General features: G+C 60.9%; 26 protein-coding genes. 14 read left to right on the forward strand and 12 right to left on the reverse strand.

Features of this window, described 5'->3' with window-relative positions:
• Positions 1-6 precede the first annotated feature (6 nt).
• From urtB to ureC, 9 genes are all read left to right on the forward strand, one after another.
• Positions 7-1,578: an urea ABC transporter permease subunit UrtB gene (urtB, locus tag AC0J6G_RS13925; RefSeq protein WP_475248642.1), complete on the forward strand. Its 1,572-nt coding sequence runs from the start codon at positions 7-9 to the stop codon at positions 1,576-1,578.
• The gene (gene urtC, locus AC0J6G_RS13930) at positions 1,578-2,669 is read left to right on the forward strand and encodes an urea ABC transporter permease subunit UrtC (protein WP_475248644.1); all 1,092 of its coding nucleotides are present in this window, start codon (positions 1,578-1,580) and stop codon (positions 2,667-2,669) included. Before urtB ends, urtC begins: the two co-directional genes overlap by 1 nt.
• Complete coding sequence (urtD, locus tag AC0J6G_RS13935; RefSeq protein ID WP_475248646.1) at positions 2,669-3,520, forward strand: urea ABC transporter ATP-binding protein UrtD; 852 nt, start codon at positions 2,669-2,671, stop codon at positions 3,518-3,520. Before urtC ends, urtD begins: the two co-directional genes overlap by 1 nt.
• Positions 3,521-3,590: 70 nt before the next feature.
• Entirely contained in the window at positions 3,591-4,289 is a 699-nt protein-coding gene (urtE, locus tag AC0J6G_RS13940) for an urea ABC transporter ATP-binding subunit UrtE (protein ID WP_475248648.1), read from the forward strand.
• 94 nt (positions 4,290-4,383) lie between these two features.
• A complete protein-coding gene (locus tag AC0J6G_RS13945) occupies positions 4,384-5,223 on the forward strand; it encodes an urease accessory protein UreD (protein ID WP_475248650.1) in 840 nt (279 codons plus the stop codon).
• 3 nt (positions 5,224-5,226) lie between these two features.
• On the forward strand, positions 5,227-5,529 hold the full coding sequence (locus AC0J6G_RS13950) for an urease subunit gamma (RefSeq protein ID WP_475248652.1): 303 nt from the start codon (positions 5,227-5,229) through the stop codon (positions 5,527-5,529).
• Positions 5,530-5,531: 2 nt separating this feature from the next.
• The gene (locus tag AC0J6G_RS13955) at positions 5,532-6,026 is read left to right on the forward strand and encodes an N-acetyltransferase family protein (RefSeq protein WP_475248653.1); all 495 of its coding nucleotides are present in this window, start codon (positions 5,532-5,534) and stop codon (positions 6,024-6,026) included.
• Between the two features lie 7 nt (positions 6,027-6,033).
• Positions 6,034-6,339: an urease subunit beta gene (locus AC0J6G_RS13960; RefSeq protein WP_463211568.1), complete on the forward strand. Its 306-nt coding sequence runs from the start codon at positions 6,034-6,036 to the stop codon at positions 6,337-6,339.
• Between the two features lie 108 nt (positions 6,340-6,447).
• Positions 6,448-8,148, forward strand: a complete 1,701-nt coding sequence (gene ureC / locus AC0J6G_RS13965; RefSeq protein ID WP_475248656.1) for an urease subunit alpha — start codon at positions 6,448-6,450, stop codon at positions 8,146-8,148.
• A 1-nt stretch (position 8,149) separates the two neighbouring features.
• Here ureC and AC0J6G_RS13970 read toward each other — a convergent pair whose 3' ends face one another.
• Entirely contained in the window at positions 8,150-8,983 is an 834-nt protein-coding gene (locus AC0J6G_RS13970; protein ID WP_475248658.1) for a substrate-binding periplasmic protein, read from the reverse strand.
• 209 nt (positions 8,984-9,192) lie between these two features.
• On the opposite strand from AC0J6G_RS13970, the gene AC0J6G_RS13975 reads away from it, so the two are divergent.
• Positions 9,193-9,930 carry a hypothetical protein gene (locus AC0J6G_RS13975; protein WP_475248659.1) on the forward strand — a complete coding sequence of 246 codons (738 nt, stop codon included), beginning with the start codon at positions 9,193-9,195 and terminating at the stop codon, positions 9,928-9,930.
• A gap of 31 nt (positions 9,931-9,961) precedes the next feature.
• On the opposite strand, the gene AC0J6G_RS13980 is transcribed toward AC0J6G_RS13975, so the two are convergent.
• From AC0J6G_RS13980 to AC0J6G_RS14000, 5 genes are all read right to left on the reverse strand, one after another.
• Positions 9,962-10,228 carry a DksA/TraR family C4-type zinc finger protein gene (locus AC0J6G_RS13980; RefSeq protein ID WP_475248661.1) on the reverse strand — a complete coding sequence of 89 codons (267 nt, stop codon included), beginning with the start codon at positions 10,226-10,228 and terminating at the stop codon, positions 9,962-9,964.
• Positions 10,229-10,307: 79 nt separating this feature from the next.
• Positions 10,308-11,171, reverse strand: a complete 864-nt coding sequence (locus AC0J6G_RS13985) for an isocitrate lyase/PEP mutase family protein (protein WP_475248663.1) — start codon at positions 11,169-11,171, stop codon at positions 10,308-10,310.
• 134 nt (positions 11,172-11,305) lie between these two features.
• Complete coding sequence (locus tag AC0J6G_RS13990; RefSeq protein WP_475248664.1) at positions 11,306-12,301, reverse strand: type II secretion system F family protein; 996 nt, start codon at positions 12,299-12,301, stop codon at positions 11,306-11,308.
• 63 nt (positions 12,302-12,364) lie between these two features.
• Entirely contained in the window at positions 12,365-13,126 is a 762-nt protein-coding gene (locus AC0J6G_RS13995; RefSeq protein ID WP_475248666.1) for a substrate-binding periplasmic protein, read from the reverse strand.
• Between the two features lie 104 nt (positions 13,127-13,230).
• Positions 13,231-14,175, reverse strand: a complete 945-nt coding sequence (locus AC0J6G_RS14000) for a substrate-binding domain-containing protein (RefSeq protein WP_475248668.1) — start codon at positions 14,173-14,175, stop codon at positions 13,231-13,233.
• A gap of 327 nt (positions 14,176-14,502) precedes the next feature.
• Here AC0J6G_RS14000 and AC0J6G_RS14005 point away from each other — a divergent pair, with 327 nt between their 5' ends.
• From AC0J6G_RS14005 to AC0J6G_RS14020, 4 genes are all read left to right on the forward strand, one after another.
• Positions 14,503-15,231, forward strand: coding sequence for a VC0807 family protein (locus tag AC0J6G_RS14005; RefSeq protein WP_475253762.1), 729 nt, complete (start codon positions 14,503-14,505; stop codon positions 15,229-15,231).
• Between the two features lie 43 nt (positions 15,232-15,274).
• Positions 15,275-15,712, forward strand: coding sequence for a YqaA family protein (locus AC0J6G_RS14010; RefSeq protein ID WP_475248670.1), 438 nt, complete (start codon positions 15,275-15,277; stop codon positions 15,710-15,712).
• A gap of 156 nt (positions 15,713-15,868) precedes the next feature.
• Positions 15,869-16,810 carry a lysylphosphatidylglycerol synthase transmembrane domain-containing protein gene (locus tag AC0J6G_RS14015; RefSeq protein WP_475248672.1) on the forward strand — a complete coding sequence of 314 codons (942 nt, stop codon included), beginning with the start codon at positions 15,869-15,871 and terminating at the stop codon, positions 16,808-16,810.
• Positions 16,811-16,969: 159 nt separating this feature from the next.
• Positions 16,970-18,235, forward strand: a complete 1,266-nt coding sequence (locus AC0J6G_RS14020; protein ID WP_475248674.1) for an Hsp70 family protein — start codon at positions 16,970-16,972, stop codon at positions 18,233-18,235.
• Positions 18,236-18,442: 207 nt separating this feature from the next.
• On the opposite strand, the gene AC0J6G_RS14025 is transcribed toward AC0J6G_RS14020, so the two are convergent.
• From AC0J6G_RS14025 to rpsR, 6 genes are all read right to left on the reverse strand, one after another.
• Positions 18,443-20,758: a YgiQ family radical SAM protein gene (locus AC0J6G_RS14025; RefSeq protein ID WP_475253764.1), complete on the reverse strand. Its 2,316-nt coding sequence runs from the start codon at positions 20,756-20,758 to the stop codon at positions 18,443-18,445.
• 179 nt (positions 20,759-20,937) lie between these two features.
• Positions 20,938-22,017 carry an alanine racemase gene (alr, locus tag AC0J6G_RS14030; protein WP_475248676.1) on the reverse strand — a complete coding sequence of 360 codons (1,080 nt, stop codon included), beginning with the start codon at positions 22,015-22,017 and terminating at the stop codon, positions 20,938-20,940.
• A 102-nt stretch (positions 22,018-22,119) separates the two neighbouring features.
• A complete protein-coding gene (gene dnaB / locus AC0J6G_RS14035; protein WP_475248677.1) occupies positions 22,120-23,514 on the reverse strand; it encodes a replicative DNA helicase in 1,395 nt (464 codons plus the stop codon).
• A gap of 112 nt (positions 23,515-23,626) precedes the next feature.
• Positions 23,627-24,073, reverse strand: a complete 447-nt coding sequence (gene rplI, locus AC0J6G_RS14040; RefSeq protein WP_475248679.1) for a 50S ribosomal protein L9 — start codon at positions 24,071-24,073, stop codon at positions 23,627-23,629.
• A gap of 21 nt (positions 24,074-24,094) precedes the next feature.
• Entirely contained in the window at positions 24,095-24,988 is an 894-nt protein-coding gene (locus AC0J6G_RS14045; RefSeq protein WP_475248681.1) for a hypothetical protein, read from the reverse strand.
• A gap of 36 nt (positions 24,989-25,024) precedes the next feature.
• Positions 25,025-25,255, reverse strand: a complete 231-nt coding sequence (gene rpsR, locus AC0J6G_RS14050; protein WP_069519637.1) for a 30S ribosomal protein S18 — start codon at positions 25,253-25,255, stop codon at positions 25,025-25,027.
• Between the last annotated feature and the right edge of the window lie 16 nt (positions 25,256-25,271).

A 25,271-nucleotide genomic window follows, 5' to 3' on the forward strand; every position in this document is an offset into this window, starting at 1 on the left:
ACTCCCATGTCCACTGCCCTTACCCGAATTCTGCTGAGCCTGCTGTTGCTGCTGCCCTTGGCCGCGCACGCCGGTGATGCCCAAGACTTTGTCGCCGCTAACCCAGCCAAGCAGGCCAGCCTGCTGGAGCGCTGGTCCGCTGCGCCCGATGCGGCGCGCCTGCCGTTGATCGAAGCCCTGCAACAAGGCCGCGTCGCAGCAGACAGCGCGAAAAACCCCTTTATTGAAATAGATGGTGCGTATCAGCCTGCCGAAGGCGACGTGCAGCCTGTCGAAACACCCAAGAAGCTGCGCCTGAATAACCGCCTGCGCGGCCTAACCGCCACCGCACTGGCCAGCCACCAACTGCTCGGCGAAGACCCGGCGCTGCGCCTGGCCGCGGCCAAGCAACTGCAGAAGAGTGCCAAACCGGCGCAACTGCAACTGCTCAACGCCCAAGTCGCCAGCGAAACCGACGATGGCGTGCGCGACGCCCTGACCCTGGCCTTGGCCAACCTGCAACTGGTTGATAGCGACCCGGCCGTGCGCCTGGCTGCCGTGCGCCTGCTCGGTGAAACCGGCGACCCACTGGCCCGCACCCGCCTGGAAACCCTGCTCGACCCCGCCGTGGAAAGCGATGCCGGTGTACGCACCGCCGCCGAAACCAGCCTGGCGCAAGTCAAACGCAAACTGCTGATCGGCGAACTGCTCGGCCAGGCGTTCAGCGGCCTGTCGCTCGGTTCCATCCTGCTCCTCGCCGCACTCGGCCTGGCCATCACCTTCGGCTTGCTCGGGGTGATCAACATGGCCCACGGCGAGATGCTAATGCTCGGGGCCTATTCCACCTACATGGTGCAGGTCCTGTTCCAGCGCTTCGCCCCGGAAGCCCTGGCGCTGTATCCGCTGGTGGCGCTGCCGGTGGCTTTCTTCGTCACCGCTGCCATCGGCATGGCCCTGGAGCGCACAGTGATTCGCCACCTCTACGGCCGCCCATTGGAAACCCTGCTCGCCACCTGGGGCATCAGCCTGATTCTGATCCAACTGGTGCGGGTGATCTTCGGCGCGCAAAACGTTGAAGTGGCCAACCCGGCCTGGCTGTCGGGGGGCATCCAAGTGCTGCCCAACCTGGTGCTGCCGTACAACCGCATCGTCATCATCGGCTTCGCCCTGTTTGTGGTGCTGCTGACCTGGCTGCTGCTGAACAAAACCCGCCTCGGCCTGAACGTGCGTGCAGTCACCCAGAACCGCAACATGGCCGCCTGCTGCGGCGTGCCGACTGGTCGGGTGGACATGCTCGCCTTTGGCCTTGGCTCCGGTATCGCCGGCCTTGGCGGTGTGGCCCTGAGCCAGATCGGCAACGTCGGCCCGGACCTCGGCCAGAGCTACATCATCGACTCCTTCCTGGTGGTGGTACTCGGTGGCGTCGGTCAACTGGCCGGTAGCGTGATGGCCGCCTTTGGCCTCGGCATCGCCAACAAAATTCTCGAACCGCAGATCGGTGCCGTGCTCGGCAAGATCCTTATCCTCGCGCTGATCATTCTGTTTATTCAGAAACGCCCGCAAGGTCTCTTCGCACTGAAAGGACGGGTGATCGACTAATGACTATGCCCCTGAATCAAACCTTATTAGCCCGCGCCAGCGCCAAGCTTGGCCTGCAAGCGTCCATGGCCATCGGCCTGCTGGTATTGGCCGTATTGCTGGCCATGCCGCTGCTGCACCTGCTGCCAGCGGACAACGCCCTGCATGTGTCGGCCTACACCCTGACCCTGGTCGGCAAAATCCTCTGCTATTGCATCGTCGCCCTGGCGCTTGACTTGGTCTGGGGTTATGCCGGGCTGTTGTCGCTCGGTCACGGCCTGTTCTTTGCCCTCGGTGGCTACGCCATGGGCATGTACCTGATGCGCGAAGCGGCGGGCGACGGCCTGCCGGCGTTTATGAGCTTCCTCGCCTGGACCGAGCTGCCTTGGTATTGGTACGGCACCGACAGTTTCCTCTGGGCCATGTGCCTGGTGGTGCTGGCCCCCGGTTTGCTGGCACTGGTGTTCGGCTTCTTCGCCTTCCGCTCGCGGATCAAGGGCGTGTACTTCTCGATCATGACCCAGGCGCTGACCTTCGCTGGGATGTTGCTGTTCTTCCGCAACGAAACCGGCTTTGGCGGCAACAACGGCTTTACCAACTTCCGCACCATTCTCGGTTTCGACATCACCGCCGCGCACACCCGCGCGGCGCTGTTCTTCGCCACCGTGGTGCTGCTGGTGGCCAGCCTGTACCTGGGCTGGCGACTGGCGCGCAGCAAGTTCGGCCGCGTGCTCACCGCGCTGCGTGATGCGGAAAACCGCCTCATGTTCTGCGGCTACGACCCACGCGGCTACAAGCTGTTTATCTGGGTGCTCAGCGCCGTGCTCTGTGGGCTTGCGGGTGCGCTGTATGTGCCGCAAGTGGGCATCATCAACCCCAGCGAAATGTCGCCGACCAACTCCATCGAAGCCGCCGTGTGGGTCGCCCTCGGCGGGCGTGGCACGCTGATCGGCCCGCTGCTCGGCGCAGGCTTGGTCAACGGCATGAAGAGTTGGTTTACCGTGGCCTTCCCCGAGTATTGGCTGTTCGCTTTGGGCTTCCTTTTCATTGTCGTCACGTTGTTCCTGCCGAAAGGTGTGATCGGCCTACTACGTAAAAAGGGAGAGCAATAATGCGCGCCACGCCAGCCCCCGAAATGATGCTCGAACCTGCCTATGATCCAGCCGGTAGCGGCCGTGACCCGATCGGCACCAGCACCTTGGCCAACAAAGGTCTGAACGTACGCCACGGCACTATCCTGACTTTGGAAGACATCAACGTCAGCTTCGATGGCTTCAAAGCCCTGACCAACCTGACGCTGTACATAGGCGTCGGTGAGCTGCGCTGCATCATCGGCCCCAACGGTGCCGGCAAGACCACCATGATGGATGTGATCACCGGCAAAACCCGCCCCGACAATGGTGTGGCTTACTTCGGTGAAACCCTCGACCTGACCAAAATGAGCGAGGTGCAAATCGCTCAGTCCGGCATCGGCCGCAAGTTCCAGAAGCCGACCGTCTTCGAGGCGTTGAGCGTGTTCGAAAACCTCGAACTGGCGCAGAAGACCAACAAATCGGTGTGGGCCAGCCTGCGCGCCAAACTGACCGGCGAACAGCAAGACCGCATCGATGAGGTGCTGCAGACGATCAAACTCGACAGCTCGCGTTCACGCCCCGCCGGGCTGCTGTCGCACGGCCAGAAGCAGTTCCTGGAGATCGGCATGCTGCTGGTGCAGGACCCGCAACTGTTGCTGCTGGATGAGCCGGTGGCGGGCATGACCGACGCCGAAACCGAGTTCACCGCCGAGCTGTTCAAGTCGCTGGCACGCAAGCACTCGCTGATGGTGGTTGAGCACGACATGGGCTTTGTCGGCTCCATCGCCGACCACGTCACCGTGCTGCACCAGGGCAGCGTGCTGGCCGAAGGCTCGCTGGAGCAGGTGCAGAACGATGAGCGGGTGATTGAGGTTTACCTCGGCCGTTAACGAATACCTGTGGGAGGGCCGGGCGGCGAACCGATTAGCCCCTCCCACAAAACGAATAAAGGACATCGACATGCTGCAAGTTGCACAACTGCATCAGTACTACGGCGGCAGCCATATCCTGCGTGGCCTGTCGTTCGACGTGAAGATCGGCGAAGTCACCTGCCTGCTCGGCCGTAACGGCGTGGGCAAGACCACCCTGCTGAAATGCCTGATGGGCCTGATCCCGGCCAAAGAAGGCGCGGTGAACTGGGAAGGCAAAGCCATCACCGCCTTCAAGCCGCACCAGCGCGTGCACGCCGGTATCGCCTATGTACCGCAGGGCCGGGAAATTTTCGGCCGCCTGACCGTGGAAGAAAACCTGCTCATGGGCCTGTCTCGCTTTCCCGGTAGCGACGCCAAGGTGGTGCCGGAATTTATCTATGAGCTATTCCCCGTGCTGCGCGAGATGAAACACCGCCGTGGCGGCGACCTCTCCGGCGGCCAGCAGCAACAGCTGGCCATCGGCCGCGCGCTGGCGAGCAAGCCGCGCTTGCTGATCCTCGACGAACCCACCGAAGGCATCCAGCCCTCGGTGATCAAGGAGATCGGCGTGGTGATCAAAAAACTCGCTGAGCGCGGTGACATGGCCATTTTGCTGGTCGAGCAGTTCTATGACTTTGCCGCCGAACTGGCCGACCAGTACCTGGTGATGAGTCGTGGCGAGATCGTCCAGCAGGGCCGTGGTGAAACCATGGAAGCCGACGGCGTGCGCGGACTGGTGGCGATATGAAACCCACCGTAGGGAGGATGACGCGCCGCTCATTCGCCCCTGAACAAACCGCTGGTGGATGGACAAAGCGCCATCCACCCTACGAAAAGAGCCTATGAACGCACCCGTACTCACGCCCCTCTTCACCCCCAGCTGGCACGCCGAGTTGGAGCTGGGCTATGGCCTCGACGGCGACACCACGCGCCCAACCCTGCGCCGCCACAAAGGCCCGCTGCGGGTGCAAAAGCACCTGTACGCCGAAGGCCCCGAGGTGTGCCAGCACATCATCGTCCACCCACCCGGCGGCATTGCCGGTGGGGACAGCCTTGACATCACCGCCACGGTCGGCCGCAACGCCTGGGCGCAGCTGACCAGCCCCGGCGCAGCCAAGTGGTACCGCGCCAAAGGGCCGGCTTACCAACACATCCGCCTGCGCGTCGAAGCCGGTGCAACCCTGGAATGGCTGCCGCAGGAAACCATCGTCTATGCCGAGGCCCAGGCTGAACTGAGCACAGAGATCGACCTCGAAGGCGATGCCAAGCTGCTCTACTGGGACGTGGTCGCCCTCGGTCGACCGGCCAGTGGTGAGCGCTTCGACGCCGGGCACTTTCACGCGCAGCTGAATATCCGTCGCGACGGCCAGTTGTTCTGGCATGAACGTCAGCGCGTGGTCGGCGACGACGGTTTGCTCGACTCGCCCATCGGCCTAGACGGCCAACCGGTGTTTGCCACCTTGCTGATCACCGGCGAAATCGACAGCGAACTGCTCGACCAGTGTCGTACCCTCAGCACCCCAGTGCGCGGAGACCTCAGCCAATTACCCGGCCTGCTGGTCGCCCGCTGCCTAGCCACTGAAGCGCTGCATGCCCGCGCCTGGTTGATTGAACTTTGGCGGCTGCTGCGCCCTGCGTTACTCGGGCGCAGCGCTGTTCCCCCCAGAATCTGGAGCACTTGAACAATGGATTTAACCCCACGCGAAAAAGACAAACTGCTGATCTTCACCGCCGGTTTAGTGGCCGAACGCCGCCTGGCCCGTGGCCTCAAACTCAATTACCCGGAAGCCATGGCCTACATCTCCGCCGCCTTGCTCGAAGGCGCGCGTGACGGCCAGACCGTGGCCGAGCTGATGCACTTCGGCACCACCCTGCTGAGCCGCGATCAAGTGATGGAAGGCATCCCGGAAATGATCCCGGATATCCAGGTCGAGGCCACCTTCCCGGATGGCACCAAGCTGGTCACCGTCCACCAGCCGATTGTTTAAGCATGAAGATTCAAGACGCCACCGCCGCTGACTTGCCCGCCATTCTCGCGATCTATAACGAGGCGGTGCAGCACACCACGGCGATATGGAATGAAACCTTGGTCGATCTGGCCAACCGTCAGGCTTGGTTGAATGAGCGCAACGCCGCCGGCTTTCCGGTGCTGGTGGCCCACAACGACGCGGGCGACGTTGTCGGCTACGCCAGCTACGGCACTTGGCGCGCCATTGAAGGCTTTCGCCACACCGTCGAACACTCGGTGTACGTGCGCAGCGACCAACGCGGCCAGGGCCTCGGCCCTTTGCTGATGCAAGCCCTGATCGAACGCGCGCAAGCCGCCGGCCTGCATGTGATGGTGGCGGCCATCGAGAGCGGCAACAGCGCCTCGATCCGCCTGCATGAGCGCCTTGGCTTCGTCACCAGCGGACAGATGCCACAAGTCGGCCGCAAATTCGGCCGCTGGCTGGACCTCACCTTTATGCAACTGAACCTGGAGTGAAGCAGCAATGATCCCCGGCGAATACCAGATCCAGGACGGCGAAATCGAGCTGAATGCCGGCCGCCGCACGCACCGCCTGACCGTGGCCAACAGCGGCGACCGGCCCATCCAGGTCGGCTCGCACTATCACTTTTTTGAAACCAACGACGCCCTGACCTTCGACCGCGCCAGCACGCGCGGCATGCGCCTGAACATCCCAGCCGGCACCGCCGTGCGCTTCGAGCCGGGGCAAAGCCGCGAAGTGGAACTGGTTGACCTGGCCGGCCATCGCCGCGTGTTCGGCTTTGCCGGGCGGGTGATGGGCGATCTGTAACGTCTGGGTAGGATGGGTGGAGCGAAGCGATACCCATCGCCAAAACCGAACCAAGCATTGATGGGTTACGCCGCTTCGCCGCTAACCCATCCTACGGATAGGACAAACATGAAAATCTCCCGCCAAGCCTACGCCGACATGTTCGGCCCCACCGTCGGCGACAAGGTGCGCCTGGCCGACACCGAGTTGTGGATCGAGGTTGAGAAAGACTTCACCACCTATGGCGAAGAAGTGAAATTCGGCGGCGGCAAGGTCATCCGCGACGGCATGGGCCAGGGCCAACTGTGCGCCGCCGATGTGGTCGATACGCTGATCACCAACGCACTGATCATCGACCACTGGGGCATCGTCAAAGCCGACGTGGGCCTCAAAGACGGGCGCATCGCCGCCATCGGCAAAGCCGGTAACGCCGACATTCAGCCGGACGTGACCATCGCCATCGGCGCAGGCACTGAAGTGATCGCCGGTGAAGGCATGATCCTCACCGCCGGCGGTATCGACAGCCATATCCACTTCATCTGCCCGCAGCAGATCGAAGAAGCCTTGATGAGCGGCGTTACCACCATGATCGGTGGCGGCACCGGGCCGGCCACCGGCACCAACGCCACCACCTGCACCTCCGGGCCGTGGCACATGGCGCGCATGCTGCAGGCCGCCGATGCCTTCCCGATGAACATGGGTTTTACCGGCAAAGGCAACGCCTCGCTGCCAGAACCGCTGATCGAGCAGGTCAAGGCCGGCGCCATCGGCCTCAAGCTGCATGAAGACTGGGGCACCACCCCGGCGGCCATCGACAATTGCCTCTCCGTGGCCGATCAATACGACGTGCAGGTGGCGATTCACACCGACACGCTGAACGAGTCCGGCTTTGTCGAAACCACCCTCGGCGCGTTCAAGGGACGCACCATTCACACCTACCACACCGAGGGTGCCGGTGGCGGTCACGCGCCGGACATCATCAAGGCCTGCGGCTTCCCCAATGTGCTGCCCAGCTCGACCAATCCGACCCGGCCGTTCACCAAGAACACCATCGACGAGCACCTCGACATGCTCATGGTCTGCCACCACCTTGACCCGAGCATCGCCGAGGACGTGGCCTTTGCCGAAAGCCGCATCCGCCGAGAAACCATTGCCGCCGAAGACATCCTGCATGACCTCGGCGCGTTCAGCATGATCAGCTCTGACAGCCAGGCCATGGGCCGTGTCGGCGAGGTGATCACGCGCACCTGGCAGACCGCCGACAAGATGCACAAACAGCGCGGCCCGCTGGAAGGTGACTGCCCGGGCAACAGCAACTTTCGGGTTAAACGCTACATCGCCAAGTACACCATCAACCCGGCGATCACACACGGCATCAGCCACGAAGTCGGCTCGGTCGAAGTGGGCAAATGGGCCGATCTGGTGCTCTGGCGACCGGCGTTCTTTGGCGTGAAACCGACGCTGATTCTCAAGGGTGGGGCGATTGCCGCCAGCCTGATGGGCGACGCCAACGCCTCGATCCCCACGCCGCAGCCCGTGCATTACCGCCCGATGTTCGCCAGCTACGGCGGCAGCCGCCACGCCACCAGTTTCACCTTTATCAGCCAGGCAGCCTTCGAGGCGGGCGTGCCAAAGCAGTTGGGCCTGAAGAAGAAGATTGGCGTGGTCAAAGGCTGCCGCGCCCTGAAAAAGAGCGACCTGATCCACAACGACTACCAACCCAATATCGAAGTGGATGCGCAGAACTATCAGGTCAAGGCCGACGGCCAACTGCTCTGGTGCGAACCGGCGGATGTGCTGCCGATGGCGCAACGCTACTTTCTGTTTTGAGCTAAGGGCTGACCTCAAGCAGCCGGGGCGGCATGCCCCGGCCAGGGAACCAGCGCTGAAATATCTCGGCAAAACGACCGTCGCGCTTCATCTCATCCAAGGCCGCTTGCCAACGGGCGACCAGCAGCGGATCGGTGGCCAGAGAGAAGGCCAGATAGGATTCATGCTGCAGAAAAACCAACTGCGGCTCGACCTGATCGGGCGTCATGCCTGCCATGTCCAGAAAGGCGGGTAAGGCAATATCACTGACCGCCAGGATGTCGCCACGGCCGTTTCGAAACATCTGCATCATTCGCTCCGCCGATGTCACTGTAAAAATATTGTTGAAGCCCTTATCCACCAAATATTGATAGCTGTACCACTGCCGCGGCAGAACCAGTTGCCGGGCTTGCGCGGCGGCCAGGCTTTCAATCTGCAGGCCTGAACCTTTGCGGGTGTAAAAGCGATTCAACGACACCGAAATCGGCCCAACCCACTGAAATAAACGCTCCCTCTCGGCAATCCGCGCCATGGTGAACAGGCCCACGTTAGGCCCCTCCTGCGCTTTGGCATAACCGCGCGTCCACGGAGCAAATTTAATCTGCGCAACATCCCCGGTACGGACGCTCAGCTGGTGAACAATATCGCTGGAAAAGCCTGTGGCTTGGCCATCTCGTGTGAAGTTCAGCGGCGGACTTTCTTCGCTGTAAAAGCGTAATTCAGCCGCGCTGGCCCCGGGGCTGGCCGACAGCCACAGCGCCAAAAATAATGCGCGGCGCACTCCCGATATGCACCGTAATGCGCAGGTCACGCGCAGGAAGTCGATGAACAGAACGTTGCGAAGTACGGCAGCCATCTGGGGGCCTCTTGAGCGCGGATCATCATCCAGTCAGCAGATTGTAGATGAGCAATGCGCTGCCATTCACAGCCGATCTGGCTCAGCCGCGCTCGCACACACGCTTGGGTTTGCGCTCTGCATCGCGCCAACGCAATACTGCGCGGCATTGCCCCACATGACCGCTGGCGATGGACATATTGCTATCAATAGTTGCAAGGAACCTTCGCATGAGGGTCTTACTGATTTTTGCCCTGGTTTGTTATCTGCCCAGTGGGCTGGCAACCGCCGAAACGCTGACCGTGGCGTGGCGCGATAAAGCGCCCTATCACTACCTGGAAGACGGTCACGAGCGCGGTTTTTTACTGCTGCGCGCCAAGCGTATATTCACCGCCGCCAAGGTTGCTGCCGTATTCGTCGAGCGCCCGTCCAAACGTATCTGGCTGGACTTCCAGAACGGCAAACAAAATTACTGCTCAATTGGCTGGTATCGGCTGCCAGAGCGCGAGCAGATCGCGCAGTTCAGCCTGCCCTTGCATGTTGACCCTCCACATATGCTGCTGGTCAACGCGGTGGCACTACCGCTGGTGAAGGCGCATGACAGCCTCGCCAGCCTGCTGGCAGACCCCAGGCTCTCCCTCGGAGTGGTCGACGGGGTGTCTTACGGCGCCAGCCTGGATCGGCAAATCGCCAGCAGCGCTAACCAGATACAGCGCGTAACCGTATCCCCGACGAGCATGATGCATATGCTCGCGGCCAATCGAATCAACTACATGCTGGCCGACCAGGCAGACTGGCAGTACCTGCGCGAGCACAGCCCTGACGATCTCAGCCAGATTGCCGAATACCGCTTCAGCGACATGCCGGCCGGCCTGCAACGCTTCATCGTGTGCAGCACCGATGTACCCGCGGACACGATGGCCCGCCTCAACCGCGCGATTACCACGGCCTCGGCGGCGCAGCATTGACGGCTGCAGTGTTCGCGCCCAAGGCCATCAATCAGCGCAACTGACTGTCTTTGCTGGCACGGCGGTTATAGCCACTGCTGGCCTGCTGCTGTTGGTCGTCCAGCGTTTGACAGGCCACACACAGTCGCACGCCAGGTACGGCCTGGCGCCGCGCCTCGGGAATGGCAATATCACATGCCTCGCAGCGTTTCAGGCTCTCGCCGCTGGGCAGTTGGCTGCGCGCCCGCTGGACGGCGTCCTCAAGGCTGCTGTCGATCTGTTCTTGCACCGCACCGTCACTGCTCCAGCCACCGGCCATATTCGCCTCCATACGCCCTGTATCAAGTAAGAGATATGGACATCGATGGGCTGATTTACAAGAGCAGGTGATCGGTTGCCTATTCGTTGACGTTCATAAACTCTTCAGCCCAGACGATGTAATCCTCTGGCTGGGTGTACCTGTGCGTCAGCTCAGTCGCACTGAGGTCGCTGGACTGCGCCCCGCGCTGCTCGCGCAGGCAGTCGTAGGTGGCCTTGATGGCCGCAAAGTAGGCCGCATGACCGTTGACCACAATCCGCACGCCGAGCTTGGCCAGCCGGGCGTTATCACGCAGCTTGGGATTACCGTAGGTGACCAGCATCAGCGGAATGCTCAAGGCGGCGGCAATCTGTTCCAAATGCTCAAAGTCTTCGACGCCGACGATGCAGATCGCATCGGCACCAGCGGCCTGATAGGCCAATGTGCGGCTGATCACCTCATCCAGCTCAAGCACGCCCGCGTTGGTGCGGGCGATGATGGCCAGGTCCGGGTCGACGCGCGCTTCGAGTGCCGCGCGGATCTTGCCCACCCCCTCGGCGACGCTAATCAGGTCAGTGGATTTGCGCCCGAACTGCGCCGGTAGCAAGGTGTCCTCAATGGTTAGCGCGGCGATCCCGGCACGCTCCAGCTCAACCACGGTGCGCATCACGTTTAGCGCATTGCCGTAGCCATGGTCAGCATCGGCGATCACCGGCAAGCGGCTGACGCGACCGATGCGGGTGGCCTGCTCAACGAACTCGCTGAGGGTGATCAAGGCAAAGTCCGGCGCGGCCAGAACCTGTAGTGATGCTACAGAACCGCCCAGAATCCCAACCTCGAAGCCGAGATCAGCGGCAATGCGCGCCGCCATGGGGTCAAACACAGAAGCTGTGTGATAACAGCTATTCGATGCGAGAAGCGCGCGAAATTGTGCGCGAAGGTCATGATGCGAGGCTCTTTGCATGGGTGTGCACCATTGCTCTGTATTGGTTTTTGGCCAACGATTATGTAGTAAAACTACAGATTCATCTATGTAGTAAAACTACATAACCAGCCGTAAACCTGCGACCGCTCATGATCAGCGCTTGCACCGCCCCGTCACTGCAACTCAGCGGGCAAACGTGCAGTGAAGCCGGCTCCAGCGAGCAAGCCATAGGCCATCCATAGCATCACGGCGACGTACAGCAGGCGTGGCAGCCAGGTCGCCACCTGCTCGCTCAGGCTATCCAGCTTTTGGCTTTCCACACTGGCGTAGTTGAGTAGGCTGGCGGGGAGCGTGCCACTGGCCTCGCCGCTGCGAATCACCCCCAGCGCCAAACGCTGGCCCGGAAAATCCAGCAGTGCTAATGCCGACGCCAAGGTCTGACAACCCCCTATAGCGCTCTGCACACGACTGAAGCGCTGGCGCAAGGGCGCATGGCGAATGACCGCACAGGCTTTGGGCAACGCTTCAAGCATTGGCATACCCGCCTCCAGCATCAAACCCAATGCGTCGAAAAAATCGCGCAGGCTGCGGCGTAACAATGCGGGGCCGAATATCGGTAAGGCCGCCAGCACGTTATCGAGGGGTGACGCGGTGCGGGCCGAAGCGTACTCGCGGCGCCAATAAAACCAGCCACCCAGCCCATAGAGCGCCGCCAGCAGCAACGGCCACAGCACGCCCCATAAATAGCCAGCCACGCTCAACTGGCCGCCCATTAAACCGCGCAGTGGCTGGATAAGTAACGCCAGGACCAAGACACCCGCAGGCAACCACAAGCGTGATCGCAATGCACTAAGCTGCCGTGCTCGGTGCGTGTAACGCTCAGCCAGTCGTTGGTAAATCGCGGCCAGGCAGCCACTGGCCTGAGCGGCCCGCACCAGGGCGCAGTCCAGCGCGGTAAAAAAACCAGTGCGCCAGCCAGCACTGGCCATATCGCTACCGCCAGCAAGCTGTTGTTGCAGACGGGTTAACGCGGCGCGGGCCGGCACCGGCACCTGCAAACTGAGCAGTGCACGCTCAACCGGCACGCCGGCCGTCTCCATCGCGGCCAGGTGCGCAAACAACTGCGCACGCGCGGCGAGATCAAGCATGAGCGGGCGCGGGGTGGGCATGGGCGGCCTCACTCAAAGGGGATTGATCGGTAGACGCTTGGTTTATCCGCACAACACTTGCGCTCAAGGTATCGCCGGCACATCCGGGAGGCTGGAGGACTCTGTAAACCAGCGTTGGTGAATGCGCTGCAAGCTGCCGTCACGGGCCAGTTGGTTAAGGGCGTGCTGCCAACGCGTTACCAGGGCGGGGTCTGTGCGCTTGGAAAAGCCAATGTAGGAGTTGTTGGCCATAAAGGTGAACTGCAGTTCAACCTCATCACGGCGCATCCCCTGCTCCGCGAGCATGTCACCCAATGTCAGGTTGTTCGCCACCAACAACTGAATACGGCCGTGCTTGAACATCTTGACCATATGCTGCGGTGTCGGCACGCCGTAGAGGTTCTTCATACCTCGCTCGCGAAGGTAGTCGTAGGAGTACCAGTGCTTGGGCACCACCAAGGCCGTGAACCGTTCAAGATCCTCCAGCCCACGCACATTCAGCCCGCCACCACGCCGCTGATAAAAACTGGTGCGGCCCTGCGCGATGGGGCCGACCCATTGGAACAGCGCCTCGCGCTCTGGGGTACGCACCATGGAGAACAAGCCAACGTTGGCCTCGCGCTGCGCCAGGTAATAGCCTCGCGCCCAGGGCAGCAATTCGATATGAGTCGCCTGCCCGGTCTGCTCAACCAACCGCTCGACCACCTCCACCGCCATACCGGTGAGCTTGCCGTTCTCGCTGTAGCTCAGCGGGCGATACTCCTCAGTAAACAGGCGCAACTCCGCCGCCAGCACCGGCATACAACTGCCAAGCAACAACACACCAAGCCAAACCTTCAACCTCATTGGGCATTACCTAAAAAATATACAATGCGTACCGATGCAAGGGGGCGCGCGACAACAGCAGCCACCGCTCTTAGCACAGGGTTAAGACAAATCAGCGCACAAGGTTAAGGGCCGGCAGACAGCTCTTGCGCCTCCGCCTCCAGCCATTGCACCAGGTTATCGCGGGTGACTTGCTTGACCTGCAGCGTCACCCTAACCGACTGCGCCGGCAGCTGATCATGCAACCCCTGCACCGCCAACTGCACGGCTTGATACCCCATGCTGTGGGCTTGTTGAATCAATAGGCTGTAGATCTCGCCCTTGCGCAACGCCGCGATCAGCGATTGGTCGGCATCAAAGCCGATGTGCAGTAATTCACCGGATTTACCGAGCCGACGCAGCGCAGCCAACGTGGCACGCGAACTGGTGCTGTTGGGGGTGAACACACCCGCCAGCTGCCCCAGCTGGTTATGCAGCGCTAGCAAAGCCGCCTGACTGTCGCTGCCAATGTAGCTATCAACCAGAATGTTCAGCCCGCCCTCTTGCGCGCCCTGAAGAAAGCCGCGCTCACGCTCAGTGGTCGAAGACACATCGGCGCGCAGACGCAACAACGCGACATTGCCCTGCCCGCCAAGGGCGGCGGCTAACATCTGCCCGGCTTGGACCCCGGCGCTGAAGTTATCGGTGGCCACCACGCCACGCACTGGGCTGCCTGGCAAATCGCGATCGAGATAGACGGTGATTACGCCGCTGGCGGCTAATTGCTGTACACGCGGCGCAATTTCAGGACCGCCCGGGGCAATCACCAGCGCCTTGCAGCCATGCCTTAACACCCAATTGATCATCTGCAGCTGCGTTTCTACCTGCCCCTCACGGCTAGGCCCGCGAAAATACATGTCCACGCCACGCTCTTTAGCCGCTAACCGCGCCCCTGCTTCGACCTGCAGCCAGAAGGGTGTGGTGCTGGCCGCCACCACGCCCACACAGTCTTTGGCCAGCACCTGCGTCGACCAACCGGCCACTACAAGCAATAGCAGTAGCGAATATCTCGACAGACCACGGCTGTACATCAACATCACTCCCACAACCGAGCCATGCCTGGCGCCAAACCGAACGACCCTAACGCTTAGTCACTGAGTTATCGATATCACTTTAGTATCAGATGCTTCCTCACGCCCGAAACAAGGCGACCGGCCATCCGCCAAAATACCCCGTCACAATTGGCTCAGCAGCCGTTTGCCTTGCCCCGTGGCCCCCGCTGGCCCACCACTCGCGCCGTGGCTGGGCGTTGTTAAAAATGGCCTTTGGCCATTTTTTCAGCGTCAAGACGACAGCTGGGCTGGTAGCCACCGCTCAGGCAGGCGATGATCGCGCATCTTTCCTGCCCCCTGAACGACATGACCGACACCACACCAAGCACTCAAGCTGCACACAAACCCCGCCCGCTGATCGATTTGCTGGTCAGCATTGTGATTCCCTCGTTGATTCTGATGAAGCTCAGCAGCGAAAGCCGGCTCGGTGCCGACGGCGCCCTGATGCTGGCGTTGGCCTTCCCCTTTGCCTGGGGCAGTTTCGAGCTGCTGAAATACCGCAAATTCAACTTTATCGCCCTGCTTGGCCTGATCAGTGTGCTACTGACCGGCGGCATCGGCTTGCTCAAGCTGGATAACCAGTGGCTGGCGATCAAGGAAGCGGCCATTCCCGGGATTATCGGCATTGCCGTGCTGCTCTCCACGCGCACCCGTTACCCGCTGATCCGCACCCTGCTGTTCAACAAAACAGTGCTCAACGTCGACAAGATCCACGAGAGCCTGGAGCACGCCGGCAATACCGCCCAGTTCGAAAACCGCTTGCTCAAAGCCACCTACTGGCTGAGCGGCACTTTCTTCTTTTCTTCGGCGATGAACTACGTGCTGGCCAAGTGGATTGTCGTCAGCCCAGCGGGCAGTGCAGCCTTCAATGACGAACTGGGGCGGATGAACCTGCTCAGTTACCCAATGATTGCGATTCCTTCGATGATCATGCTGATGGCCATCTTCTATTACCTGTGGCGCACCATCCATGGCCTCACAGGCCTCAAGCTGGAAGATGTAATGGCCAATGCCGAGCAGGAAAAACAGTCCTGAGGCAGGTCGGCAGGCCGCGAAAGATGCCCGCCAGGCCTAACCAATGCTGACCCTTAGCGCGTATCTCGGCCTGTTTATCTCTGCACTGGGGGCCGCCACGCTGCTGCCATTGCAGTCGGAAAGCGTGCTGGTGGCCTTGCTACTTAGCGGGGCCTATTCACCTTGGGCGCTGCTGGCCGTCGCCAGCGCAGGCAACATCCTCGGCTCGTTACTCAACTGGGTACTTGGCCGTTACCTCGAACACTTTCGCGACAAACCCTGGTTCCCGGTCAGCGACGCACGCCTGCAACAAGCGCAACTTGGTTACGCGCGCTATGGCCGCTGGTCGCTGCTGCTGAGTTGGGTGCCGGTGATCGGCGATCCGCTCACCCTGATGGCCGGGGTGATGCGCGAACGCTTGTGGATCTTCCTGCTGATTGTCAGCCTGGCGAAAACGGCCCGCTACGCCGTATTGATCGCCCTGACCCTCGGCTGGAGCTGAGATCATCCACGCGCAATAAATGCTGTAACGCCAACGCAGGGCCGAGGTTGAGCATCCGCCATACCTTCGCGATACTGCGCAACCTTCACCCTGACCGTGCGTGATGCGCCGTGCAGAGTGAAGCACTAAAGGAGTGATTTCAGTGGAGCGTCACCCGTGATGAGAAGGAGCGATCTGATCTGGACTCTGGTGGGTCTCGGAGCTGTGCTGCTGTCGTGCTACCTGCTTTATCACCAGGTGCAGAACATCTCGCTGGCTGAAATCACCGACAGCCTGCGCGCCATTCCACACCTGGACTGGCTGCTGGCAGCGGGCGCCACCCTCGGTGCTTACAGCGCTCTGGCCTGGTATGACCGCATCGCCCTCACTCACTTGGGCAAACATATCCACTGGCGCTTTATCAGCCTGTGCTCCTTCACCACCTATGCCCTGGCCCACAACATTGGGGCATCGGTGTTCTCCGGCGCCCTGGTACGCTACCGCGCCTACCGCAGCAAAGGCATGACGCCGCAGGAAATCAGCATCCTGATCGTCTTCTGCTCCTTCACCTTCGTCCTCGGTACCCTGTTGGCCAGCGGCTGCGTGTTGGTGCTGGAGCCGACCCTGATCCACCGCGTGGCCGACATAACGCCCTTGGTGTCCGTGATCATCGGCATCGCCCTGCTGCTACTGGTTGCCTTGTACGTGCTCGGCTCATGGCGGCAGTTCAAGCCCTGGCACTGGGGCAAATTGCATGTCGAATACCCGCGCCTGCACATTGTTTGGCGGCAGCTGCTGGCCGGCCCGCTGGAGCTGGCCTGCGCCGCAGCGATTATCTATTTCGCTCTGCCAGCGGAAAACAACCCAGGCTACTTGGTGGTGTTTGGCGTATTTCTCGCCTCGTTCTCACTGGCGCTGCTGTCCCACGCACCCGGTGGCCTGGGCGTACTGGAAGTGACCTTCCTCGCGGCCATGCCGGAACTGCCGACAGCGCAGGTGCTTGCTGCGCTGATCGTGTTCCGCGGCTTCTACCTGTTGCTGCCATTCGCGCTGTCGCTGCTGGTGGTACTGGGCTTCGAGTGGACACAGTGGCAAAGCCGTAAGACCCGCTCGCACTAGCCGCCGCAAGCCAAGCCTGAGAAAGCCCGTTCAAGACCGGATAACCGGAGCAGCATTGCGCCGCGCACTCGCATAGAATGCGCGGCCGTTTTTTGTGTTGAGCGCACCGCAAGGCGCCATCAAAAAACTCCCGGTCATTTTTCAGGAACAGCGCGCCGCATGATTCTCTCCACTCCCGCCCGCGCCTGCGGCATCGACTTTGGCACCTCCAACTCCACCGTCGGCTGGCTACGCCCCGACGCCGAGACGCTGATCCCGCTGGAAGACGGCAAGATCACCCTGCCCTCCGTGGTGTTTTTCAATATGGAAGAGCGCCGACCGGTGTATGGCCGCCTGGCTCTGCATGAATACCTGGAAGGCTATGAAGGTCGCCTGATGCGCTCGCTGAAAAGCTTGCTGGGCAGCAAATTGCTGAAAAGCGAAACCACGGTGCTGGGCAGCGCCCTGCCGTTCAAAGACCTGCTCGGCTTCTTTATCGGCGAGTTGAAAAACCGCGCTGAAGCTGCCGCCGGCCGGCCCTTTGAGGAAGTGGTGCTGGGCCGCCCGGTGTTCTTCGTCGACGACGATCCGGTGGCCGACCTGGAGGCGCAAAACACCCTGGTGGCCGTGGCGCACAAGCTTGGCTTTAAGGACGTGTCGTTCCAATACGAGCCGATTGCCGCCGCCTTCGACTACGAGTCCGGCATCGACCGTGAAGAACTGGTGCTGATTGTCGATATCGGCGGCGGTACTTCGGACTTTTCCCTGGTGCGTTTGGCCCCTGAACGCCGCAGCGTCGCCGACCGGCATACTGACATCCTCGCCACCGGTGGCGTACATATCGGCGGTACCGACTTTGACAAGCAACTCTCGCTCGCCGGCGTGATGCCGCTGTTCGGCTACGGCAGCCGAATGAAAAGCGCTGCGCCAATGCCCACCAGCACCCACCTGAATCTGGCGACCTGGCACACCATCAACGCGGTCTATTCGGCGCAGTCGCAACGCCAGCTGCAAAGCATGCGCTATGACATCGTCGACCCAACTGGGATCGATCGCCTAATGCAGCTGATTGAGCGCCGCGACGGCCACTGGCTGGCCATGCAGGTAGAGGAAAGCAAGATTGCCCTAACCGAGCAGGATGCGCGGCCCATCGACCTTAGCCGCCTGGAAGATGGCCTGGTCGCCGAATTGACCCGTGAGCTGTTTGAAGGCGCCATCGAACCGCTGCTGGAGCGCGTGCGCGCCAGCGTCACCCAGCTGCTCAGCGATGCCGGCGTCAGCGTGGCGCAGGTCGATACGGTGTTCTTTACCGGCGGCTCCAGCGGCATCCCGGCGCTGCGCCAGAGCGTCGCGGCCATGCTACCCAACGCCCAACACGTAGAAGGCAACACCTTTGGCAGCATCGGCAGCGGCTTGGCCATCGAGGCGCAGAAGCGCTACGGCTGAAGCCGTCGGGTGAATGGCGCTTTATCCATCCACCGCGGGCGGCACGGTGGTGGATGAAAAAGGCGTCATCTACCCTACACGGGCTTCCACCAGACCCGATGCGCTTGTGGGAGGTACCGGGCGACTTTCCGCTTTAGCCGCGACAAAACCGTAAGCGCCATCATCAAAAACGCCAGCACGAAGCTGGCGTTTTTTATTTCCGCACAATCAGCGCGGCACAGCCGGTTTCTTCACCGGTTTCTTACCTTTGCCTTTGGCCGCGTCGGAACGCTCTTTGGCCGCCTGCTGGTTACGCGCCTGCGCAGCCGCTTTGGCCTGCTCGCGCTTGTCCCAAGGGTTGCCACCTGCTGCGCCGGTGTCACGCGGCGGCAAGCCAGTGTGCTGGGTCAGCATTGGCTTGCTCTTGGTGGCGTCCTTGGCGACTTTGTGGCTACCGGCTGGCGTCGAGTTCTTACGGCGTGCGCTCTGGTAGCCGTCAGTCGCCGGCTGATGCAGCGGGATCAGCTGATTCTTGCCCGGCCCGATCAGATCGGCGCGGCCCATGCGAGTCAGCGCCTCACGCAGCATCGGCCAGCCTTTCGGGTCGTGGTAACGCAGGAAGGCCTTGTGCAGGCGGCGCTGCTCTTCGCTTTTAACGATGGCGACGCCGTCGCTCTTGTAGCTAACCTTGCGCAGCGGGTTTTTACCCGAGTGGTACATGGCCGTGGCCGTGGCCATTGGCGACGGGTAGAAAGCCTGCACCTGGTCGGCGCGGAAGCCATTACCCTTGAGCCACAGCGCGAGGTTCATCATATCTTCGTCAGTGGTGCCGGGGTGCGCAGCGATAAAGTACGGGATCAGGTACTGCTCTTTGCCCGCCTCTTTCGAGTACTTCTCGAACATGCGCTTGAACTTGTCATAGCTGCCAATGCCCGGCTTCATCATCTGATTCAGCGGGCCTTCCTCGGTGTGCTCCGGGGCGATTTTCAGGTAGCCACCGACGTGGTGGGTGACCAGCTCCTTCACATACTCCGGCGACTCGACGGCGAGGTCATAGCGCAGGCCGGAAGCAATCAGAATCTTCTTCACGCCAGGCAAAGCGCGGGCGCTGCGATAGAGCTGAATCAAGGCCGAGTGATCGGTGTTCAGGTTCGGACAAATGCCGGGGAACACGCACGAAGGCTTGCGGCACGCGGATTCGATTTCCGGGCTTTTACAGGCAATGCGGTACATGTTCGCGGTTGGCCCGCCGAGGTCGGAAATCACCCCGGTAAAGCCCGGCACCTTGTCGCGGATTTCTTCGATCTCGCGGATGATCGACTCTTCCGAACGGTTCTGGATGATGCGGCCTTCGTGCTCGGTAATCGAGCAGAAGGTGCAGCCGCCGAAGCAGCCGCGCATGATGTTGACCGAGAAGCGGATCATCTCGTAGGCCGGAATTTTCTCCTTGCCATACGTCGGGTGCGGCACACGCTGATAAGGCATGCCGAACACGTAGTCCATCTCTTCGGTGGTCATCGGGATGGGTGGCGGGTTGAACCACACATCCACTTCGCCATGTTTCTGCACCAGCGCGCGGGCGTTGCCCGGGTTGGTTTCAAGGTGCAGCACGCGGTTGGCGTGAGCGTACAGGACGGGGTCGTTGCGCACTTTTTCCATGGACGGCAGGCGGATCACCGTCTTATCGCGAGTCATGCGCGGGCTGGCGAGCAATTGCACGATCTTGGGCTCGTTCGGGTCTTCCAGCGGCCCTTTGCTCTGCTCGATGGCGCAGGCTTCGGTGTCCTGGGTGTTCACGTACGGGTTGATGATCTTGTCGACCTTACCCGGCCGGTCGATGCGCGTGGAATCCACCTCGTACCAGCCCTGAGGTGTATCGCGGCGTATAAACGCGGTGCCGCGCACATCGGTGATGTCCTCGATCTTGTGACCGTAGGACAGGCGCTGGGCCACTTCGACAATGGCGCGCTCGGCGTTGCCGTACAGCAGAATGTCGGCGCTGGCGTCGATCAGGATCGAGTTACGCACCCGGTCCTGCCAGTAGTCGTAATGCGCAATACGGCGCAGGGATGCTTCAATACCGCCGAGGACGATCGGCACGTTTTTGTAGGCTTCTTTGCAGCGCTGGCTGTACACCAGGCTGGCGCGGTCCGGACGCTTACCGGCCAGGCCGCCGGGGGTGTAGGCGTCGTCGGAACGGATTTTCTTGTCGGCGGTGTAACGGTTGATCATCGAGTCCATGTTGCCGGCCGCGACGCCGAAGAACAGGTTCGGCTCGCCGAGCTTCATAAAGTCGTCTTTCGACTGCCAGTTGGGCTGGGCGATGATGCCGACGCGAAAGCCTTGCGACTCCAGCAGCCGGCCGATAATCGCCATGCCGAACGACGGATGATCCACGTAGGCATCACCGGTGACGATGATGATGTCGCAGCTGTCCCAGCCAAGCTGATCCATCTCTTCCCGACTCATCGGCAGGAAAGGCGCAGGCCCGAAACACTCGGCCCAGTACTTTGGATAATCGAATAACGGCTTGGCGGTTTGCATGGACATGGAAAGTGACCGGTGTAGGCGAACAGGGATGGAAAATCGCGGCCGCGGAATATAGCACAAAATTTAACCAAACCCGACTCAAACGCTGGGTTTAATGGCGTTGACACAGCCCTAGTGCGCCATGGGCGCCAACACGTGCGCCGGACAGGACGGCGCACAGCAAGTTCGCCGACTCAGCTTTGCCGATAGCGGCGCGGCACTCGCGCCGTGACTTTGCTGAGCAGCTCGTAGCCGATGGTGCCGGCAGCCTGCGCCACGTCATCGACCGGTAACTGCGCCCCCCACAACTCCACTTCATCGCCGACAGTTGCGGCGGGCAAATCTGTCAGATCAACCGCCAACATATCCATCGACACTCGCCCGACCAGTGCCACGCGCTGGCCCCGCACAATCAGCGGCGTACCCGGTGGCGCATGCCGCGGATAACCATCAGCATAACCACAACTGACGGTGCCGATACGCGACGGCCGCTCAGCGCGCCAGCTGCCGCCGTAGCCAACCGTTTCTCCCACCGCCACATCCCGGCAGGCAATCAGCTGCGCTGTCAGGCTCATGGCCGGGCGCACACCCAGCGCTATCGCCGTGAGGTCAGCAAATGGCGTCGCGCCGTACAGCATGATGCCGGGGCGCAACCAATCCATGTGCGCTGCCGGGATCGTCAGAATGGCGGCCGAATTAGCCAGTGAGCGCTGGGCAAAGTCCAGGTCCAGCAGATCCAGAAACTGCTCCAACTGCTGCTCGGTCATTTCGTTGCCACGCTCATCCGCACAGGCAAAGTGGCTAATAAGATTCAGCTCGCCGACCTGCGCAGCGCCCTGCAAATGCGCGTGCCACTCACGCAGCGTGGCTGCGTTAAAGCCCAGCCGATGCATGCCGCTGTCGAGTTTCAACCAGACATTCACAGGCTGGCTTAAGGTGGCCGCGAGCAGCTGTTGCGCCTGCAGCTCGCTGTGCAACACCACATCCAACCCCAGCTGCGCGGCGAACTGATAGTCGTCGGCGGCAAAGCAGCCTTCCAACAACAGGATTCGCGCCTCAGCATGCAGGGCACGTACCTCGGCGGCCTCCTCCAGGCAGGCCACGGCAAAGCCGTCCGCCACATCGTGCAGGGCCGTTACCACCTCGCGCACGCCGTGGCCGTATGCATTGGCCTTGACCACCGCAAACGCTTGCCGCCCCGGCGCGCAGCGTTTGGCCACGGCATAGTTATGAACAATGGCGGAGAGGTCGATGGTGGCAACAAGCGGGCGCATGAGAGCGGTGTCCTTAAATAAAAACAGGCGGCCAGTTTAACCACTGGCCGCCTGTTTTTATTGATCTGGCTCGTTAAGACGCTGCACTACAGCGCGATAACGTCAGTCCTCGTCGAACTGATAACTGCCCGGCGCCAGATTCTCAAAGCGTGAATACTTACCAAGGAACGCCAGCCGTGCAGTGCCCAAGGGGCCGTTACGCTGCTTGCCAATGATGATCTCGGCAACCCCTTTGTATTCGGTTTCGGGGTGATACACCTCGTCGCGGTAGACGAACATGATGATGTCGGCGTCCTGCTCGATGGCCCCGGACTCACGCAAGTCGGAGTTGATCGGGCGTTTGTTCGGGCGCTGCTCCAGGCCGCGGTTAAGCTGCGACAGGGCGATAACCGGGCAATTGAATTCCTTGGCCAAGGCTTTGAGCGAGCGGGAGATTTCGGAAATCTCGTTGACTCGGCTGTCACCGCTGGAGCCAGGAATCTGCATCAGCTGCAGGTAGTCGACCATGATCAGACCGATCTCGCCGTGCTCACGGGCCAAACGACGGGTGCGCGCGCGCATCTCCGAGGGTGAGATACCGGCGGTATCATCGATAAACAGCTTGCGGTCGTTGAGCAGGTTGACCGCCGACGTCAGGCGTGGCCAATCGTCATCCTCCAGGCGACCGGCACGCACCTTGGTCTGATCGATACGCCCGAGGGAGGCCAGCATACGCATGACGATGGAGTCAGAAGGCATCTCCAACGAGTACACCATCACCACCTTGTCGCTGCGCATCAGGGCGTTTTCCACCAGGTTCATGGCGAACGTGGTCTTACCCATCGACGGACGGCCGGCGACGATAATCAGGTCGGCCGGCTGCAAACCACTGGTCAGGTCGTCCAGCTCGTTAAAGCCTGTGGACAGCCCAGTGATGGCATCGCCGGTGTTAAACAGGGTGTCGATTCGGTCGATGGCTTTGACCAGAATGTCGTTAATCCCAACTGGGCCACCGGTCTTCGGCCGCGCTTCGGCGATCTGGAAAATCAGGCGCTCGGCCTCATCAAGAATCTCAGCGCCGGTACGGCCTTGCGGCATATAAGCGCTGTCAGCGATCTCGCCGCTAATGCCGATCAACTGGCGCAGCGTGGCGCGCTCACGAATGATCTGCGCATAGGCCTTGATGTTGGCCACCGAGGGAATGTTCTTCGCCAACTCGCCAAGGTAGGCCAGCCCGCCGACTTGCGACAGCTGCCCTTCTTGGTCCAGTTGCTCGGACACGGTCACCACGTCAAACGGGTGGTTGCGTTCGGCCAGCTTAAAAACTGCGCGGAAGATCAGGCGGTGGTCATGCCGATAGAAATCACCATCGGACACCGCATCAAGCACCCGCTCCCAGGCATTGTTATCGAGCATCAAACCGCCGAGTACGGCTTGCTCAGCCTCGATCGAGTGCGGCGGCACCTTCAGGGCGGAGGTTTGCAGGTCGTACTGTTCGGGTAAGCTGATGTCGTTCATAAGGCTCTGGGAAAAATCTGTGTTTGAAAAACAAAGGGCACGGCATCACTTTCGCAATGCCGTGCCCGATGTTAGCGGGCCAGCACCTAAGTGCAAGCCCGTTGAGCAGCCGTTAGGCGGCTACAACAACAACCCTAACGGTTGCTTCAACGTCGCTGTGCAGGTGCACGGCTACGTCGTATTCGCCAAGCTGGCGAATAGTGCCGTTCGGCAGACGCACTTCAGCTTTGGCCACTTCAACGCCAGAGGCGGTCAGGGCTTCAGCGATGTCGTGAGTACCGATAGAACCGAACAGTTTGCCTTCATCGCCCGCAGTAGCGGTGATGGTGACTTCCAGTTCAGCCAACTGAGCAGAGCGAGATTCAGCGTACGCTTTCTTCTCAGCAGCCAGTTTTTCCAGCTCGGCGCGACGTGCTTCAAACGCAGCAACGTTTGCAGGAGTAGCGGCGGTGGCTTTGCCTTTCGGCAGCAGGAAGTTACGACCGTAACCGGACTTAACATTCACTTTATCGCCCAGGTTGCCCAGGTTGGCGATTTTTTCCAGCAGGATCAGTTCCATTTGGTAATAACCTCTTAACTTTTAACCTTCACCGTTCGCGGGGCCCGAGCCTTGTTTGCGCTCAAAGCGACCACGAAAATCAAACAGACTGTCGACAATGGCCAAAACCACCAGTAACGGATAAGTCAGCTGCATAAACAGCAACAACGTGATGTACAACCCAACCAGCCAGAACTTGCCCAACCGACCTTGCGCCACCATCCCATGCAACAGGGCGATGCCCGCAAACGCCAGCGGCACACTGCACAACGGCGTCAACATGGCCATTTGCGGCCCCAAATTGGGCCCTAACAGCATGCCAACCAGCAGCAACATCGCCAGCGGTGGTGGGAGGCGTAACGCGCGAAACTCGCGGCCAAAACCACCCGGGTTATACAACTGCGCCTGCCAGAAGCGCCCAAGCATCAGGCTCAACAGGCTGACTATTTGCAACAATGCCGCGATCAATCCAGTCAGTACCGGTGCAATCAGGCTATCCAGACGCGCTCGCTCATCCACCGACATTTGTTGGTGGACCCCTTCGAGCATTTGCGGCATCAGCTTTTGCAGCTCAAGCGCCATTGCTTCGATGGGTTCGCGGAACACCGCGCCTAAAACCAGCCCATACACCAGACCCAATGCCACACTGCACAGCAGCACACGATTCCAGGACAGATTAGCGCGCAACAACAACGCTAATCCCAGCGCACCGAGCAACACCAACAGGGTGCGCGGCTCACCAAAATACCACCAGCCAATAGCCGGCAGCAGGGCCCAGGCGAGGATACCAAAGGCATCACTCCAACCGCGCCGCAGAAGCACCAGGCTTCCAGCGGCAGCACTTAACCAGAACAGCAGCGGCAATGCCGCAGATACCACCACTACGAGAGTGGCCTGCATACGACCGCGCATAATGAATTCAGCTAAGGCGCGCATGCAATTTATCCCTTACTTCTTGTCGAACATCCGGTCTCAGCGGCCGTGGCTGTCGGTGTAAGGCAGCAGGGCCAGGAAGCGGGCGCGCTTGATAGCGGTAGCCAGCTGACGCTGATAACGAGCCTTAGTACCGGTAATACGGCTAGGAACGATCTTGCCGGTTTCCGAGATGTAAGCTTTCAGCGTGTTGAGATCTTTGAAATCGATCTCTTTCACTTCTTCTGCGGTGAAACGGCAGAATTTACGACGACGGAAGAAACGTGCCATGAGAGTGGCTCCTCAA

It is taken from the genome of Pseudomonas sp. TS_SC_3 (genome assembly GCF_056156225.1).